Origin of the sequence: Streptomyces sp. NPDC006476 (assembly GCF_040612015.1) — a bacterium.
GTDB lineage: Bacteria > Actinomycetota > Actinomycetes > Streptomycetales > Streptomycetaceae > Streptomyces > Streptomyces griseorubiginosus_B.
The window spans coordinates 148,987-167,959 of record NZ_JBEXPK010000003.1; the positions used below are offsets into that span (position 1 = coordinate 148,987).

Consider the following 18,973-nt stretch of genomic DNA (forward strand, 5'->3'; position numbering starts at 1 on the left):
GTGGTACATGTAGGCAGCATTGATACGGACGGACCGTGTACGACGGCGGTGGTCCAGGAAGATCGGGGCGGGAAGTGGAGCAGGACGTGACCACCGTTGCGGGGGCCGGTGACGGCCAGGGTGTGCTCGACGACGCGGTGAGCGAGGACGGGATCGTTCTCGACGCGTCGGGTGACGTGGCGCTGCCGGACGGCGGGGCGGTCTCCTACGCGCCGGGGGCCCAGGTGCGGATCCGTGACGAGCAGTGGCTCGTCCGCAAGGTCGCGCCCACGGCGCGGGACGGCTGGATGGTGGAGGTCACCGGTGTCTCCTCGTTCGTGCGGGGCACCGACGCCGTCTTCTACAGTCTGCTCGACGACATCCAGGTGCTCGACCCGCGCAAGACAGAACTGGTTCCCGACGGCTCTCCCAACCACCGCAAGGCCCGCCTCTACCTGGAGGCGGTGATCCGCAAGACGGCGCTGCCCCAGACCGAGCACGGGCTCGCGCTGGCCGACGGGTTCCTCATGGACAAGCAGACCCACCAGCTGCGGCCGGCCGAGCTCGCCCTCTCCATGAAGAACCCGCAGCCGCGGCTGCTCATCGCCGACGTGGTGGGGCTCGGCAAGACCCTGGAGATCGGCATCCTGCTGGCCGAGCTGATCCGCCGCGGGCGGGGCGAGCGGATCCTCGTGGTCACGCCGGCGCATGTCCTGGAGCAGTTCCAGCGCGAACTGTGGACCCGGTTCTCGATCCCGCTCGTCAGGCTCGACTCCACGGGCATCCAGCGCATCCAGCAGGACATCCCCGCGGGGCGGAACCCGTTCGCCTACTTCAAGCGGGCGATCATCTCCGTGGACACGCTCAAGAGCGACGTGTACGCCCACCACCTGGACTCCACCGAGTGGGACGCCGTCGTGATCGACGAGTCCCACAACCTGGTCAACCGCGGCACGAAGAACAACGACCTCGCGCGCCTGCTGGCCCGCCGGACCGACGCGCTGATCCTCGCCTCGGCGACTCCGCACAACGGTGACGCCGGGTCGTTCGCCGAGTTGATCAAGATGCTGGACGAGGCCGCGATCGCGAACACCTCGGACTACGACGTGAAGGATCTCGACCACCTCTACATCCGGCGGACCAAGACGGACAAGGAGGTGCGGGACTCCCTCAAGGGGGTGTGGGCCGACCGAGGCCCGTCCGAGCCGGTCCCCGCGCGGGCCACCAGGAAGGAGCGCGCGGTCTTCGAGGAACTGGCCGCCCGCTGGATCCCGCGTGATCCCGCCGCTTCCTCGGTCTGCGCCGACCCGCTCGCCGCCTACAACTTCTTCAAGGCCTTCCTCTCCTCCCACAAGGCGCTCCAGAAGTCGCTGGAGGCACGGCGCCGCTACCTGGCCGGGCCCGCGAAGGGGAAGAAAGGCGAAGACCCGGCCGCACGCGAGGCCGCGCTCAAGATCGAGCGCGAGGCGATCGTGGAATTGGAGCGGCTGGCCGGCGAGCTCGGTGACGACGACTCCGCGAAGCTGGACGCGCTGGTCGAGCAGCTCGAGAAGATCGGTGTCGGCCCGGGGTCGGACACCCGCGTCGTCGTATTCTCCGAGCGCATCCCCACGCTGACCTGGCTGGCCGAGGCCGTCCCCGCCCGACTCGGGTTTCAGAAGACCGGTGCCGTCGAGGCGGGTGAGAAGAAGAACCGGCCCTGGCTGGCGTACGGCGGAGCGGTGCAGGTGATGCACGGCGAGGCCACCAACGAGGACGAGCAGAAGCGGATCGTCGAGAAGTTCGGGCTGCGCGACGACCCGGTGCGCATCCTGTTCACGGGCGATGTCGCCTCCGAGGGCGTCAACCTCCATCAGGAGTGCCACCAGCTCATCCACTACGACCTGCCCTGGTCGCTGATCCGTATCGAGCAGCGCAACGGCCGCATCGACCGCTACGGACAGAAGGAGAAACCGCAGTTCCGCGCCCTGGTGCTCACCAGCGACGTGGAGTGGCGGCGTGTTCCGGAGACCGGGGAGGCCCTGCCGCTCGACGACCGGCTTGTCGGCGCCAAGCTCCTCAAGCGCGAGGAGGAGGCGCACCGGATCGACGGCTCGGCCGAGACGGTCACCGGCCTGTACCGGGCGCAGGAGGAGGAGAACCGCCTCACGCGGGACCTGCTCGCCGGCCGCACCGTGGAAGAGTCCATCAAGCAGTCCAGCGGCGGCTCCTCGTCGCTGCTCAGGAAGATGATGGGCAACATCGGGTCCAAGTCGGCCCAGGACGACGTGGCGTCCGCGACCGTCCCGAGCGTTTTCCGCTCGACCTCCGCCTACTTCGAGGAGGCCCTGCGCCAGATCTGCCCGACCGGCGCGGACAACGAGCTGAAGCTGCGCCACGAGGACGACGGAACGATCGCGTTCGAGCCGCCGGCCGACCTCCAGTACCGCTTCAAGGCACTGCCCAAGTCGTACCTGACCGAGCAGCACATCCTTCCCACCAGCAAGGCCCCCGGCCGGCTGCGCATCACCTTCGACAAGGGGCTCGGGGAGAAGCGGCTGAAGGCGGCCCGCGAGTCGTCCAAGACCCAATGGCCCAACGTCAGTTACGTCTCGGACGTGCATCCCGTCCTGGACTGGGTGACCGACAAGGCGCTCGCGTCCCTGCGGCACGACGAGGCGTTCGTCCTCGCCTACCGTCCCGACATCGCCGCGGCGGCCAAGCTGGATCCCCGCCTGCCAGCGGAACTGTCCGGGCCGGTCTGTCTGGTGCAGGGCATCCACTCCAACGCCGTGGGCCGCCCCACCGTGGTGGAGTGGATGGCCGTCGTCGGACTGCCCGACGCGCCCCGGGTCGTACGCATGAACGCCGCCTTCCTCGCCGCGTGCGGCGTCGGACCGAAGATGCCCGGCCGCGCCGTGTCCGAGGAGGAGCGCGAGGCACTGCAGCGGCTCGTCCCCCAGGCGGTCGACGAGGCTGCGCGGTACCTGCGCGAGCAGGAGGCCGAGTACGCGCGGCGCATCGACGACATGCTCGCCCCGTACGAGAAGCGGGTGACGCGGTGGCAGCAGGACGCGCTGTTCGCCTCGGCCCGCTCGGCGAAGGACCGCAACGACGTGAACCTCACGGCCAGCCGCCGTAAGACCCTCATCAAGTCGCTGAAGACCTCGGGAGCGCCCATGCTGCGCCTGCTCTGCGTCCTGCAGCCCCTGTCCACCGCCGCCGCTGGGGAGACCACCCGATGAGCACCGACTTCGACTCCTTCTCCAACCGCGGCGAGTACCTGTCGGCGCACTACTTCGCCGAGCAGCTGGGCCAGGACCTCAAGAAGGGCCTGCTCGCCACCTGGACCGTCCGGGAGACCGACGAGAAGGACCCGCGTCCCACACCGAGGGAGATGCTGCGCGCCCTGCGCGGCACGTACCTCTCGGAGGAGTACCGCAACTTCTTCGCCGAACGCGCCAAGCTGGACGCCGAGGACGACGCCGACGAGAACAGCGCCGCTGCCGGAGCGCGCCTGAACACCTACAACGACGGCGACTGGCGCGAGCGACTCAGCGCCTGGCATGGAAAGGTGCTGGCGGCTCTCGGTTTCGCCGGCGCCTCCGAGCGGCGGCAGCTGACCGTCCACCGCGCCGGCCGTGAGCACACCGTGACCACGGCCTGGCACGGCGACGGCATCGTGGCCCTCGAGTGCGGCTGGGCCGCCGGCAACGACACGGCCCTGGACGCGGACGGCCCCGGCCGCCTGCCGCACCCGCTGCGGGTGAGCGGCAGCGAGGTCTACGAGAGCGGCCAGTCCCTCGCCACCTGGCTCTTCCAGAGCGAACTGGGCGAGCCGGGCGGGGAACCACCCCGCTTCGTGCTGCTGCTGTGCGGCGGCGTGATCGTCCTGGCCGACCGCCAGGTGTGGGGCGAGGGCCGCTTCCTCGCCGCCAACCTCGACGCCGCGCTGGAACGCAACGACCGCAAGCAAGGCGGGGAGCTGGCCACCATCGCCGCCCTGTTCAGCCACGAACTGCTCGCCCCCGCCGAGGACGGCAAGGGGCCGGGCATCGACGCCCTGGTCAAGGCCTCCCGCGACAACGCGGTCGGTGTCTCCGGGGAACTGCGTGAGGGACTGCAGCGCTCGGTCGAGATCATCGCCAACGAGGTCCTGGCCCGGCTGAAGCAGGCCGGCATCGAGCCCCGGCAGATCGAGGACCCGAAGCTGCCGTTCGCCAAGGAACTCACCCGCGAGTCGCTGCGCTACCTCTACCGCATCCTCTTCCTGCTGTATGCCGAGGCCCGCCCGGAGCTGGGCATCCTGCCCGCCGACGACGGCACCTACGAGGCCGGCTACTCGGTGGCGCGACTGCGGGAGCTCGTCGAGCGCGACGAGCAGCTCGTCGAGGAGGAGGCGAAGAACGGCCACCACCTCTTCGCCTCTCTTGACGTCCTGTTCAACAAGGTCAACCGCGGCCACCGCCTGTACGGCACCGAGCCCGACGACGACCTGCCGGACGACGACGAGGAGACCCGCAAGCTCAAGGCGAAGCGGCGCAGCGAGGACCGCGGCCTGCGTTTCGAGCCGCTGCGCAGCGAACTCTTCGAGCCGAAGTCCATCCGGCTGATCGGCCGGGGTGTCCTCGACCCCCGCAGCGACGAGGACACCGAGCCGAAGTGGCTGGACCTGCGGCTGCGCAACCACGCCCTGCACGAGGTGCTGCGGCTGCTGACCATGAAGAAGGCCAGGCGGCGCGGGGAGCGCGGCGGCTTCATTTCCTATCGCAACCTCGGCATCAACCAGCTCGGCGCCGTGTACGAGGGCCTGATGTCGTACACCGGCATCATCGCCGAGGAGGAACTGTGTGAGGTCGCCAAGGGCGGTGACCCGGAGAAGGGCTCCTGGCTGGTGCCCGCGCACCGCCTGAAGGAGTACCCGGAGAAGACCTGGGTCGAGTACGACGAGCACGACGCGGTCAAGGGCCGACGCGGACCGAAGAAGTACAAGGTGGGCGAGTTCGTCTACCGGCTGGCCGGCCGCGACCGCGAGACATCCGCCTCGTACTACACCCCCGAGTCCCTGACCAAGGTCACCGTCGAGCTGGCGCTCAAGCACCTCCTCGACCAGGAGCGCGACGAGAACGGCGAGGTCGTCCGGACGCGGGCCTCGGAACTGCTGAAGTACAAGATCTGCGAGCCCGCGCTGGGCTCCGGCGCCTTCCTCAACGAGGCGATCAACCAGGTCGCCGAGGAATACCTGCGCCGTCGGCAGGACGAGCTGGGCGTCTCCCTCCCGGCTTCGGCCGCGCTGACGGAGAAGCAGAAGGTCAAGGCGTACGTCGCCCTGCACAACGCGTACGGGGTCGACCTCAACGCCACGGGCGTGGAGCTGGCCGAAGTCTCCCTGTGGCTCAACACCATGCACCCGGGGATGCGGGCACCGTGGTTCGGGCTGCACCTGCGGCGGGGCAACTCGCTGATCGGCGGACGGCGGGCGGTGTACGCGGGCGAAGACGTCGCCTCCCCGGCGAAGGCCTGGCTCGCCGCGAAGAACACGCTCGCGCCGACGCCGCTGCCGTTCTTGAAAGACGGCGAGCCGCAGCCGCTGCCTGCCGACGCGGTCCATCAGTTCCTGCTGCCGAGCCCCGGGTGGGCGGCAGTGACCGGTTCCAAGGAGGCCAAGGAACTCGCCAAGGCCGAGGTTGCGCAGTTGGCTGCCTGGAAGAAGGGCGTCCTCCAGCGGCCCAAGCGCAGCACCGCGCACCTGAACAAAGATGGCACGCCCAAACTCGACAAGGCGGGCAGGCCGAAGCGTGAGGCCGCCTCCCAGTTCACCCGGCTGCGGGACGCGGCCAAGCGGGCAGAGTTCCTGTGGTCGCTCGTCATCAAGCGCATGCAGCTGTCCGAGGCCGCGATCGCGCGGAAGATCGACGTGTGGGGCGCCCAGCCGGACGACCCCGAGTACGACTTCCTGCGCACGGCGGCGGGCGCGACGCCGAAGGAGCAGGTCATGGCCGACCTGTTCGAGGCCACCGAGACGCCGTACTGGCGTCTGAAGAAGGTCATGGACGCGTGGTGTGCCCTGTGGTTCTGGCCGGCGGACAAGGCGTCCCTGCTGGACGGCACGGACGGGATGTACGACGACACGGTGCCAGCAGTGGCCTCCGCCGACGCGCTCGGCGACCTGCTGGGCGTGCCGCTAGTCGGCGGGGATGCGGCGGCGATCTCCCCGGACGGGGGCGGAGAGAGCGGCGAGGGCGCGCGGGCGGCGATCCCGGGTCCGCGCTTCACCGAGCAGACCGTGCTGTTCGCGTCGGGACCGACGCAGGACACCCTGACGTCCGCACTGGCGGATGATGAGCCGCTGATCGACCTCCAGACGGTGGAGGTGCCCGGTCAGTCCAGGCGCGGTGCGCCGAGGCAGTCCAAGCGGCGGACGTGGCGGAACACCATCCCGCTGGTCGAGCTGGACGACTGGCTGGACTTCCTCGAGTCCCTCCTGGGCACCGTCGACCCCGACGAGCAGAACCTGGTCACCGAGTTCGACAACCTGGACGCGCTCAAGGACTTCGAGAAGAACCTTCCTCACCTGATGGGGATGGACCTCGCGGACCCGGAGACCCGCTTCCCCTGGATGCACACAGTCACCAACATCGCGGAGGAACAAGGCTTCCTGCACTGGGAGTTGGACTTTGCTTTGATCTTCGCAAAGCGAGGCGGATTTGACCTGCAAGTGGGGAACCCACCGTGGGTACGGCCCGATTGGGACGCAGCAGCCGTCTACGCGGAGCAGGAGCCATGGTTCGAACTGGCGGAAAAGCCCTCAATAGAGGAGAAAGCCCACCATCGTGCGGAAGTGCTACGGTCCCCGCAGGCCCTGGCGTACGTCCTAGCCGAGGCGACGCACACCAGCGGACAGGCCGCGGTGTACGGCTCGTCTCAGATGTACCCCCTACTCCAAGGGACACGCCCGGACCTCTATCGGGCATTTATGTCTCAAGTGTGGGCGCATACCTCGGCAGACGGTACGTCCGGGATGGTACACCCAGACTCACACTTCACCGGGGACAAGGAAGGGATAATTCGGGAGGCAGCGTATCAACGGTTGCGAATTCACGCGGACTTCGTAAACCCCGGTCACCGGTTCTTCCCCAAACCGGTAGATGAGAATACTCACTTCGGTGTTCACATCTACGGTCGGCGAGCCAGTGTTGATTTCGTCCACTTGTCGTGGCTTGTATCGGTCGACACGTTGCGTGATTCCCTCCGTCATGATGGATCAGGTGCTCCGCCCGGCGTGAAACGCGATAACGCCTGGGATATTCGGGCACATAAGTCGCGCGTTGTCCGCGTAACCTCTGCACTCTTGCACCAGTGGCAGCGCATGATGTCCGATACCGATGCGCCTGCTACCCAGGCCCGACTCCTCTTTCCGGTAAGCACGGCGGAAGCTGCGGCGATCGAGGCTCTGGCCATGTACCCGCTGCGACTCGGCATGGTCGGCCCGCAGATCTCACGTGGCTATGACGAGAGCGCAGCCAAGAAAGCCAACCTAATCGACTACAACCGACCCGCTCCTGCCACTGGCCAAGAATTCCAGCCTGTCCGATGGCGCCACACCATCATCAAAGGCACGCAGATCAGCGTAGCTACACCAGTATTCAAACGTCATGATGCAAACAGTAACGATCCATACGGCACTGACTTGGTGTCTCTCCCTGACAACTTCGTTCCGGACACGCTGTACATACGGGTTCCAGGGCGGACACAGGAATACCTCGCGGACCAAGCCCGGTGGCTCAGTCAGGAGGGGCTTACGCGCCTGCGTGCGTCGGAGTCCGCACTCGTGCGGGCGAGAGGCGTGGTGGCGCAACGGGAAAAGGTACCCGAAGAGGCCGTGCAACAAGAGCAGATGGATGAAGTGCTGGCCCAATGGGCGCGTCGACGGTATGTGACGTACCCCCGTCTGGCTTACCGACGTCAAGTGGCCCCTAACACGGAGCGTGCGCTCTACGCAGCTCTGCTGCCGCGAGGCACGGCCCACGTTAGCGGCATCAATAGCCTGGCCATGAGCACGGCACGGCTGACATCGCTGACTGCCGGATTCTTTGCATCCCTGCCAGTTGACTACTTCGTCCGCGCCACAGGCTGCAGCGATCTACATGCGCATGTGGTACGAGCCATGCCTGTCCCCACTACAAACCACCCGTTGGCAAGCCCACTTCTCCTCCGCATCCTCCGCCTCAACTGCCTGACTAACGCCTACGCCGACCTTTGGTCCGAGCTCTACGCTCCGTCCTGGTGCGGCAACGAGCCGTGGGCCATCCCATGGTCTGGCCTCGAGCATCTGGATCACGTCACCCCCACCTGGCAGCGAAACACCCCACTCCGTACGGAACGCGCCCGCCGCTCTGCCCTCGTCGAGATCGACGCCCTCGTGGCCGTCTGGCTCGGCATGGACGCCGACGCGCTCATCGCCGCCTACCGGGGCCGGTTCCCCGTGCTGCAGAAGTACGAGGCGGTGACCTGGTTCGACGCCGAGGGATGGAAGCTCGCCGGTAACGCCCGCACGATCGGGCAGCGGCAGACCAAGGAGACCTGGCCCCAGTTCCAGGCCTACCTCGCCGACCCCGACAACGCCCCCGTCCCCGACGGCTACACCGCCCCCTTCTACAAGGCCGACCGGGAGAAGGAGATGCGCGAGGCGCACGCCTACTTCCAGAAGCGGCTGGACGAGGCCGTGGCCCGTGGTGAGTGGGACCCGGTGAAGCAGGAGGTGCCCGCGCCGTGAGGCCGACGCTCGAGGCGCAGGGGCTCAAGGAGAGCCTGCTGCAGTACCTGTCGACGACGTACGCGCTGACCGACGAGGGCGCCCGGGAGTCACTGCACCGGTTCCTGGGGGACGAGACGTCCGGGATGTTCCGGGGGCCGTTCCTGCGGATCCGGACGCCGTTCACGCGGGCCGGTGACTCCTGGAAGGAGCTGCTGGACTGGCGGCGTACGGACGACTGGACCCCGTACGCCCACCAGGCCAGGGCGTTCGCGCGGCTGTCGTCGGCCGGCGGCCGGACCCCTCGGCCGACGCTCGTCACCACTGGTACCGGTTCCGGCAAGACGGAGTCGTTCCTCTACCCGGTCCTGGACCACTGCGCCCGCGAGCGCGACGCCGGCCACAACTGCGTCAAGGCCGTGTTCCTGTACCCGATGAACGCGCTCGCCACCGACCAGGCGCAGCGCATCAACGACCTGCTGTGCGAGCATGACGCGGACCTCGGCAAACTCCGCGCCGGCCTGTACATCGGCGACCGGGCGGAGACGACATACGACCGGGTGTACACCCGCCGTTCCGACATGTGGGTGTCGCCGCCGGACGTCCTGATCACGAACTACAAGATGCTGGATCTGCTGCTCCAGCGGTCCCAGGACGCGGCGCTGTGGAACGGCGCGGACATCCGGTACGTCGTCGTGGACGAGTTCCACACCTACGACGGCGCCCAGGGCACCGACGTGGCGATGCTGCTGCGGCGGCTGGCGGCCGCCGTCGGGGCGCCGGAGCCGGGGAGGCCGCTGGGGCGGATCTGTCCGGTCGCCACGTCCGCGACGCTCGCGTCCGGTACGGACGGGGACGGGGTGCGTCAACTGCTGGACGTCGCGACCCAGGTCTTCGGAACGCAGTTCACCGAGGACGCGATCATCGGTGAGGACCGGCAGAGCGTCGACGAGTTCATCCCGCCGGACGACTTCGACCCGGCGCTGCCGGATCCCTCCCCCGACGAGCTGGCGCTGCTGCCCGATCCGTCCCTCGGTAAGGCGGAGTTCGCCGATCTCGTCGAGACGGTGACGGGGACGCGCGATCCGGACCCGTTCCTGCTGGGCCGGAACCTGAAGCGGCAGACGCTGACCTCGGCCGTCATGCAGGCGCTGGACGGCGAGGTCCGCACCACCGGTGAGGTGCTGGACCTGATGTGGCGCAGGGGTGCGCGGTCGTGGGGCAAGACGATCACCGAGCGGCCGGAGGTCGCCGCCTCGGCCCTCGCCCGGTTCGTGGCGCTGCTGGCCGTCGCCCGCGATCCGGGGTCCACGCCGGAGCGGCCGCGGCCCCTGGTGCAGATCGAGGTGCACCAGTGGGCCCGCTCGGTCTCCCGCCTGGTCCGCGGGGTGCTGCCGTGGCCGAAGGCGGAGTTCCAGTGGGACGCGGCCGGTGCGGCGGACCGGCAGAGCGACCGGCACGCCCGGACGGCGCCGGTCACCACGGCGACGGCGGGTCAGGCCGCGAACCTGTTCCTGCCCGCCGTCTACTGCCGTGACTGCGGGCGTTCGGGCTGGGCGGTGTTCTCGCCGGAGACGGACGACACCGACGTGCAGGTCGACTCGCACAAGATCCGGCGGGCCTCGGTCAGCCAGGACAAGATGCGGGTGCGCAACCTGATCGCGGCGACCCACGCCGAGGCGCGCGAGGGATCCGGTGCCGCGCCGATGGCGTCGGCCGGCCGCGGGGCGGACGGCGGGCGGGCCGTCTCCGCGCTGTCCGCCGGCCGGGGCGGGCAGCTGCGCGTGCTGGACGGGCCGAATCGGACGCTGCGGCTGCCCGATCCCGTCAGGGACTACGAGCCCTCGACCGGGGACCCGCGTCCGGCCACCGGTGACTCGGCCTTCGTGCTGGTGAACCTGGGCGAGACGGCGAACACGGCGGCCGAGGAGGACTGGTGTCCGGCGTGCGGGTCGCGCAACGCGATCCGCTTCCTCGGCACGGGTGCGGCGGCGCTCGCCGCGGCCTCGGTGACCCAGCTGTTCACGGGGGGTGAGCTGGACGAGGAGCAGGGCGAGGACAAGACGCTGATGTTCAACGACTCGGTGCAGGACGCCGCGCACCGGGCCGGTTTCGTCGCCTCCCGCTCGTACACCTTCTCCCTGCGCGCCCTGTTCAAGAAGCATCTGTCGGAGGATCGGCCGACCGCGCTCAACGACCTGATCGCGGACGTCGTCGCGGCCACCACCGACCGCACGACGCTCGCCGCCGTCGTACCGACCGATCTGCACGACATCCGGGGTGTGCAGCGGCTGCTGTCCGGCCAGGGACGGGGCGGTGACCGCAGGACGTGGAACCTGATCGGTGAGCGCTTCGCGTTCGAGGCGCTGATGGAGTTCGGGTTCCGCTCCCGCAACGGCCGCACCCTGGAGCTGACCCGGACGGCGGCGGCCCAGGTGCGTATCGCGGACGTGGCCGCGGCGGTCGCGCTCGTGAAGGACGCGCACCTGGCCGAGGAGGGCCGGCACGGCGGGCTTCCTCCCGTCGAGCAGGACGACGCCCGCTACCTTGCGTTCCTGCGGATCCTCCTGGAGCGGCTGCGCACCAGGGGTGCGATCGGCCACAAGTGGCTGGACGGCTATCTGAGGGAGGCTGGGACCAGCCGCTACTTCATCTGGGGCAAGCGGCCGGTGGGCATGCGCGCCTTCCCCCGGGGCGTCGCGGCCCCGGTGTTCCTGCTCGATCAGCCCAAGGCCAACAGCGAGTTCGACTTCGCGACGGGACGGCTGTCCTGGTACGAGCGGTGGGCGCAGCGCTGCCTCGACCTGCCCCGCGAACAGACGGCCGGCTTCTGGAACCGGCTGCTGCCCGAGCTGGTCACGGCCGGGCTGCTCTCGGTGCGCACCCCGGCCGACGGCAGCCTGCGCGTGTACGGGCTGCAGCCGGGCGCGGTCGACGTGCGGCTGCTCGCCGACGACGTCGTCAACGAGGCCTTCGTGCGCTGCCCGGTCTGCTTCTGGGAGCAGACGGTCCACCCGGAGCTGCTGGACCAATGGCACGGGCAGCCGTGCCCGTCATACCGCTGCCGCCGGGGCCGACTGGTCGCCGGGAACCGCCCCGAGGAACTCGGCATGCACCACCGGGACCGCAACTACCGGGACGACTACTACCGGCGGCTGTACCGCAAGGCGGGCACCTACCAGGTGGTCACCGCCGAGCACACCGGCATGCTCACCCGGCCGGAGCGGGAACGGGTCGAGGCGGCGTTCAAGCACGGCACCGGGTTCAAGGACCCCAACGTGCTGTCGTGCACGCCCACCCTGGAGATGGGCATCGACATCGGCGACCTGTCCGCCGTCGTGCTGGCCGCGCTGCCGCGCCGGCCCGCCAACTACGCCCAGCAGGTCGGGCGGGCCGGGCGGCGGACGGGCAACGCGTTCCTACTCACGATCCCCGACCGCAGCCGCCGCGACCTGTACTTCCTGGACCAGCCGCGCGAGATGATCGCCGGGCGGATCGTGCCGCCGGGCAGCCACCTGTCGGCGATCGAGATCCTGCGCCGCCAGTACCTGGCCCACCTGCTGGACCTGGCCGCGCGCGGGCGCCTGCCGCGCCCCGACGGCAAGCCCCTGGCCGCGATACCGGCCAGGGCCCCGGAGCTGTTCGGCCCCTCCGGCTACCTCGCCGACCTGGTCGAGGCAGCCCTCGCCCGTGGCGACCAGATGGTCGACGGTTTCCTGGAGCTGTTCCCCGGCGGGGTGAGCGACCAGGCCCGGGCCGAACTGCGCGAGTACGCCACCCACAGGCTGCGCAGCGCGGCGGAGGAGGCCGAACGCCAGTGGCGGCGCGGCGAGGAGGTGCTGCGCCGCCGGCTGAAGCTGATCGGCGAGGCGCGTGACGAACTGCACGACAGCGACGACGAACAGGCGCGCCAGAAGGCCGAGCTGGACGCCGAGCACCGGTCGGTCGGCAAGCGGCTGCTGTCGCTGGGGCTCACCACGGCCCAGCAGGCCCTGTGCGACCTCGCGCTGCTGCCGAACTACGCGCTCATCGACGCGGTGACCACGCTGAACGCCACGCTGTACTGGCCGGAGGGCGTCGACGAGAAGACCGGCCGGGAGACGTACAAGTCCAAGCCGCGCGCCTACGAGCGGCCCCGCCGTTACGCGCTGTCCGAGTTCGCGCCGGGCAACACGTTCTACGTCAACGGCTACAAGCACCAGGTCACCGGCCTGGAGATCGGGACCGCCACCGATCCCGACTGGCGGCTGTGGCGGTTCTGCCAGGAGTGCGGGTACGTGCGCACGGAGAACGCGGAGGGCGACCGCTCGCCGTGCCCGCGCTGCGGCAGCGCCCGGATCGCGGACGACGGCTCCTGCCTGCACAAGGTCGTCGAGCCCGCCGTCGTCACCTCCCGGGACAAACGCGAGGACGCCCGGATCAGCGACGACAAGGACGACCGGGAGCAGCGCCACTACACGGTGATCGACGCCGTCGACATCGCGTCGCAGGACATCGAGCCGAAGACGTCCTGGCGGCACGCGACACAGACGTTCGGCGTCGACTTCAGCCGCAAGGCGGTCATCCGGCGGGTGAACGTCGGCCCGATGCGGTTCGACGCGAAGGCGGAGGACGACTTCGCCGGGCACAGCGTGCGGATGGCGCCGTTCCACGTGTGCACGGGCTGCGGCGCGGCGACCGCCGACGGGCGGCCCGTCTTCGACCACGACACCGACGCCCTCGACTCGGCGGCGGCGCGCAACCCCAAGCTGAAGCACCACCAGCCGTGGTGCCCGCTGCGCCGGGGGAAGAACCCGCAGGACGTGGCGCAGGAACCGGTGCTGCTGGCCCACCAGTTGCGCACCGAGGCGCTACGGGTGCTGCTGCCGGCCGCCACCGTCCTGGTCGACGAGAAGATCCACTCCTTCCGGGCCGCGTTGCGGCTGGGCGTCGACCACCACTTCGGCGGTGATCCGCAGCACCTGGACGCGACCCTGGCGCGCATGCCCGACAACGGCACCGGCGAGACGCGGCACTTCCTGGTGCTCTTCGACCGCCTGCCGGGCGGCACCGGCTATCTGCACCGGCTCACCGATCCGGCCCACTTCCGGGCGGCGCTCGCCGACGCGCGGCGGGCGCTGCTGACGTGCCCGTGCCGCGACGAGGGGCGGCACGCCTGTCACCGCTGCCTGCACCGCTACACCGAGGAGCGGCACCAGGACACCGTCTCGCGTCTCGAGGCCTTGGGGATCATCAACGACCTGCTGGGTCCGGTCGACCAGGACGGCGAGCCGGTGCTCGGCGAGGACGGGCGGCCCGTCGACCTCTGGCAGGTGGCGGAGCTGCCCAGCACGGACCTGATCGGCCTGGACAAGCAGGTCGAGTCCGACCTGGAGGCCCGGTTCCTGGCCGCCCTGCGCGCCTGGACCGGCGAGGAGCGGGACGCCGTACTGGAGGAGAGCAGCACGGCCAGCGGCTACCTGCGCTTCGGCCAGGGCACCAACTGGCGGCTCACCGCGCAGCGGGACATGGAGTACACCCGGACCGACTTCACCTTCGAGTCCACGGACGGCCCCAAGGAGTACGTCACCGTCTACCTCGACGGCCACCGCTACCACGCCACCCGCGCGCACAACCGGATCGCCGCGGACTGCGACAAGCGCAACCGGCTGCGGGACAACAACCACGTCGTTTTCCAGCTCACCTGGGACGACCTGGAGCTGTTCGAGAAGGGCGCGGCCGCGAAGGCCAAGCCGGTCTGGCCGCCGTACCCGCGCAGCGCGCAGGACGCGGCCAAGGACTGGTACGAGGAGATGGACGGCGCGCGCGCCGACTTCGCACAGGCCGTGTTCGCCAACCCCGTCGAGACGCTCCTCGCCTACTTGCGCGACCCGGCAAAGGAGCGGTGGGGACGCCGGGCCAGGGCCCTGGTGGCCGGCCTCATGGACGAGCCCGCCGCCCTGGCCATGCAAGCGGACCGCACCCAGGCACGCCAGGCACTGAGGTCCGCGCTCGAGGCATACGGCGCGGGCCGAGAGCCGTCGTCCGCGGAACCGGTCACCGGCGACGGGGCCGTTCTGGTGCTCCAGGCGAGCGACGCGTACGGGCTCCCGCTCCTCTTCACCGTCGACGCGAGCGACGGCGAGGAGCCGGAGGCGGTGCGGTGGAGCGCGCTCGCCGTGCTGGACGACCGTGACGAGGCCCTGGGCACCGACGCGCACAAGCTGCGCTGGCGGGCCTGGCTCTACTGGTCGAACCTGCTGCAGTTCCTCGCGTTCGCCGGCGGGGACGGTGTCCAGCTGGCCGGCAGCCGCGCGTCCGCCTTCCCGGTCGACGTGCTGGCCGTCACCGGCGGCGTCGGCGAACTCGACTCGCTCATCGCCGTGCGCCGGCCGGGGGACATGCCGACGGCGGAGGGGGCGGTGGCGCGGGAGGCGCCGCCCGCCGGTACCGGCACCGGTGCTGCCGTGGCCGCTGCGGTCGCCGAGGCGGAGGCCGGTGGCTCGGTGGCCGAGCGGGCCGTCGCCGGGCTGCTGCGCGACGCCGCCTGGGACGAGGAGATCCTCCCCCTCCTCGAGGAGGACGAGCCGGATTCGACGCTCACCCGGCTCGCCCGCGCGCTCGCCGAACACGGCAAGCGGGCCCCCGTGTTCGGCTTCGAGCTCGGTGAACGCGGCTGGCCGGCCGACTTCGCCTGGCAGGACTCCGGCGTCCATATCGCCGTCGTCGCCGCACCGCACGGCGAGGACGACGAGGAGGCCCTCCGCCGAGACAAGGCCTACGCCGACGCGGGGTGGACGGCCCGTACGGCGGCCGACTGGCTCGACGACCTCGACTCGCTCACCGAGAGGCTCCCCGATGCCTCGTGAGCACCCGGCACGAACGACTCCCCCGGTCGTGACGACCTCCGCGATTCCTACGACCTCCGCTACTCCTCCGGCCTTCACAATTCCTGCGACTCCCCGACGACGGAAGGCAGCACTGATCCCATGACCGCCCGGCTCAGCCTGTATCAGAAGGCCGAACAGGAGCTGTACAAGCTCGACCGCTCGGTCAAGGGCAAGTTCTACGACTTCTGCCACCGCTTCCGCGAGGACCCGGACCACCCCGGCCTGGACCTCAAGCCCCTCAAGGGCGACGGCCGGGTCTTTCGCGCCAAGATCGACCAGTCGTACCGCGCCCTGCTGGCCAGGGCCGGCGTCGACGACAAGGGCCAGGAGAACTGGCTCGTCATCGCGGTGCGCCACCGCAAGCACGTCTACGAGGAACTCTCGGTCGCGATCAACCGGGTCACCGGCGAGATCGAGTTCGTGGACCTCTCCGTGGTGGGCGAGAGCGTGCTGCGCCGCGCGGGCGTCACCCTCACCCCCGCCGAACCCGAACCCGCGCCCGCGCCAGAACCTGAGCTCGAGCCCGAATCCGTCCCGGCCGCCGCCGAGCCCCTGCTCACCGGCGTCACCGCGGACGACCTGCGAGACCTCGGCGTCGCCGACCAGCTCATCGACCTCGCGCTCGCCGTCACCGGCAGCGAGGAGCTCGACCAGCTGGTCGAGGGCGCACCCCTGCTGTCCAAGGACATCCTGTACGGGCTCGCCGCCGGCATGCCCCTGGACGAGGTCCGCAAGGAGATCACCGCCCCCGTCAAGGTCGACCTCGGCCAGGACTACGCGCAGGACCTCGGCGCCGCGCTCGCCCGCACCACCGTCACCACCATCGACGCCGACATTCAGGCCGCCCTGGAGGAGGGCGACTTCCGCGCCTGGAAGGTCTTCCTGCATCCCACCCAGGCCAAGCTCGTCCACCGCGCCTACAGCGGTCCGGCCCGCGTCTCGGGCGGTCCCGGCACCGGCAAGACGATCGTCGCCCTGCACCGGGTCAAGCACCTCGCGCAGCAGCTGCCGCCCGGGCACAACAAGCCCATCCTGCTGACGACGTTCACCAAGAACCTCACCACCGACCTGCGCGCCCGCCTCGCCTCACTGATGGAGCCCGAGCTGCTCGCCCGCGTGGAGATCGCCCACATCGACCAGCTCGCCGCACGTGTCCTCAGCGAGAACTCCGTCAAGGGCGCGGCCCGGCAGCGCGTGTACGACAGCACCGCGCTCAACGTGCTGCGCCAACTCCTGCTCGAACTCGACGAGCGCCGCTGGGACGCCGAGTTCCTCTACGAGGAGTGGGACCAGGTGATCCTCGGCCAGTCCATCGGCACCCGCAAGGCGTACTTCGACGCCCGCCGCGCCGGCCGCGGCCGCTCCGTCACCCGCCCTGAACGGGCACAGATCTGGAAGATCCTGGAGCAGTTCACGGCCCGCCTGGACAAAGAGGGGCTGGAGACCTGGGGGCAGGCCGCCGAGCGCGCCGCCCGCCTCGAGGCGGAGCGCGACGCGAAGATCAGGGCCCGGCAGGAGCACAAAGAGGCCGTTGGCGGCAAGGACCTCATCCACCGCGACGACGGCTCCGGCATGCGCTTCCTCCACCACCGCTACCGGCACATCGTCGTCGACGAGGCCCAGGACCTGCGCGCCGCCCACTGGAAGATGCTGCGCGCCATGGTCGCCCCCGGCCCCGACGACCTGTTCATCGCCGGCGACACCCACCAGCGCATCTACGACCAACAGGTCACCCTCTCCACCGTCGGCATCAATATCCGGGGCCGCTCCTCCCGGCTCACCCTCAGCTACCGCACCACCAGGGAGATCCTCTCCCGGGCCCTGCGGGTGGTGGACCTCACCGGCAAGGACCTTGCCTACGACGACCTCGACGACAGCACCGACACCCTCGACGGGTACCGCTCCGTCCTGCGGGGCCCCGTGCCCGACCTGGTCCGCTGCGATTCCTGGGAGGACGAACTCGACCGGCTCGCCACGACGCTGACCGCCTGGCGCGAGGAGATCGCGACGGGCAACGGCGGCGCCGGCCCGCGCCGTGACCCTCGCGGCAGCATCGCCGTGTGCGTCGCGGAGCGGGACATGGCCAGCCAGGTGATGTTCCACCTGGCCACCAAGGCGGGCATCACCGTCGCCGAGCTCACCAAGGACGGCCCCAAGGGAGACGGCGAGGTGCACGTCGGCACGATGCACCGCTTCAAGGGCCTCGAGTACCAGAAGCTCGCCATCGTCGGCGCCCGCGACGGCGTCATCCCCCGCACGGAGATCCTCGAGCGCTACCGCACCACCGACCCCCGGCGCTGCGCCCGCGAGGAACTCAGGGCCCGTTCTCTGCTCTTCGTGGCCGCGACCCGCGCCCGCGACGCCCTCCGCATCAGCTGGCACGACAAGCCGAGCCCCTACCTGCCGGTCTGAGCCGCTTCAGGGCCTCGGAGTGGGCCGCGTTCCACGGCACAAACGCACGAACGCGGCCCACTCCGAGGGAGGGAAAGCGAGTTGTACGGCCCTACTGGTGGGCTCACGTTTCTCCGGTCCAGGTGTCAACCGTCCGGCCGGGTCTGACACGTTCGGTCACGCAGCCTGGAGTAGATGAGATCCGCCTAGGACGGCCTCGGTACTGGTGGGCTCGCCTGTTCATCTGTCGCCAGTTCCTCGTGGGCCCCACCCTGCTGGTGACCCTGTGCGATCGCCAGCGGTGTCGGCTCGCAGGTTCCTCCGCACTGCTGGACCGGCAAAATCACATGCGGGGATGGCCCGTTGGGGGGATGGTGGCAGCTGTGCATCTGGTGGAACATTCGGATGCATGGGGAATAGCGAACGCCGTCAGCCGTGGCCCAGCTTCGTGGCCTTCGTCCATTGCGCCGACGGCGATGTCGTCGAGGCGTCCCTGACTCCACGAAAGGGCTGGACGTACACCAAGGTCCGCCTGACGACGAACCTGGCCGCGCTCGACATAGTTCTCGACCGTCTGAGAGCCGGAGAAGGCGTACGCGTAGCGGTTCCTGATCCACCCACGCCACCCCGCCAGATCGTGATCACGAGGAGCACCAACCGGGGCGCCCTTGTGGCCGGGTCGCAGACGGGTAAGGGCAGGCAGTCGCTGATCGAGCTGGTGACGTCCGCGGTGGAGATGCACCCAGAGACTGAGGCTGGCCGAGAGGCTGAAGAGGTGGCGAAGCGTCGCGAGGCGGAGCGGCGGCAATCGGCGCACGGACGGCAGGACGAACGCACCCCCTCGGTCAGTCTGCGTACGGTTTCCGGTGGCCTGCCAACCTTGGGGCGCCGTAGGTGACGGGGCCGGTAGGCACGGCGGTACAGCTATTGGTGGGCTCTCGTATTCAGCCGTCGTCAGTTGTGCGTGTGCTGCCACTCTGCTGGTGACCGGGTGTGATGT

The 18,973-nt window shown here is 69.8% G+C and carries 5 protein-coding genes; all 5 read left to right on the top strand.

All coding sequences use genetic code 11. The features are described from left to right. The first annotated feature begins 86 nt into the window (after positions 1-86). Complete coding sequence (locus tag ABZZ74_RS04735; protein WP_356761882.1) at positions 87-3,203, top strand: DEAD/DEAH box helicase; 3,117 nt, start codon at positions 87-89, stop codon at positions 3,201-3,203. Continuing rightward, complete coding sequence (locus ABZZ74_RS04740; RefSeq protein WP_356761883.1) at positions 3,200-8,734, top strand: hypothetical protein; 5,535 nt, start codon at positions 3,200-3,202, stop codon at positions 8,732-8,734. The genes ABZZ74_RS04735 and ABZZ74_RS04740 overlap by 4 nt, the downstream gene beginning before the upstream one ends. Next, positions 8,731-15,561, top strand: a complete 6,831-nt coding sequence (locus ABZZ74_RS04745) for a DEAD/DEAH box helicase (RefSeq protein WP_356761884.1) — start codon at positions 8,731-8,733, stop codon at positions 15,559-15,561. Before ABZZ74_RS04740 ends, ABZZ74_RS04745 begins: the two co-directional genes overlap by 4 nt. A 120-nt stretch (positions 15,562-15,681) precedes the next feature. Then, complete coding sequence (locus ABZZ74_RS04750) at positions 15,682-17,994, top strand: UvrD-helicase domain-containing protein (RefSeq protein WP_356761885.1); 2,313 nt, start codon at positions 15,682-15,684, stop codon at positions 17,992-17,994. A 388-nt stretch (positions 17,995-18,382) separates the two neighbouring features. Further along, the gene (locus ABZZ74_RS04755; protein ID WP_356761886.1) at positions 18,383-18,871 is read left to right on the top strand and encodes a hypothetical protein; all 489 of its coding nucleotides are present in this window, start codon (positions 18,383-18,385) and stop codon (positions 18,869-18,871) included. Positions 18,872-18,973 lie beyond the last annotated feature (102 nt).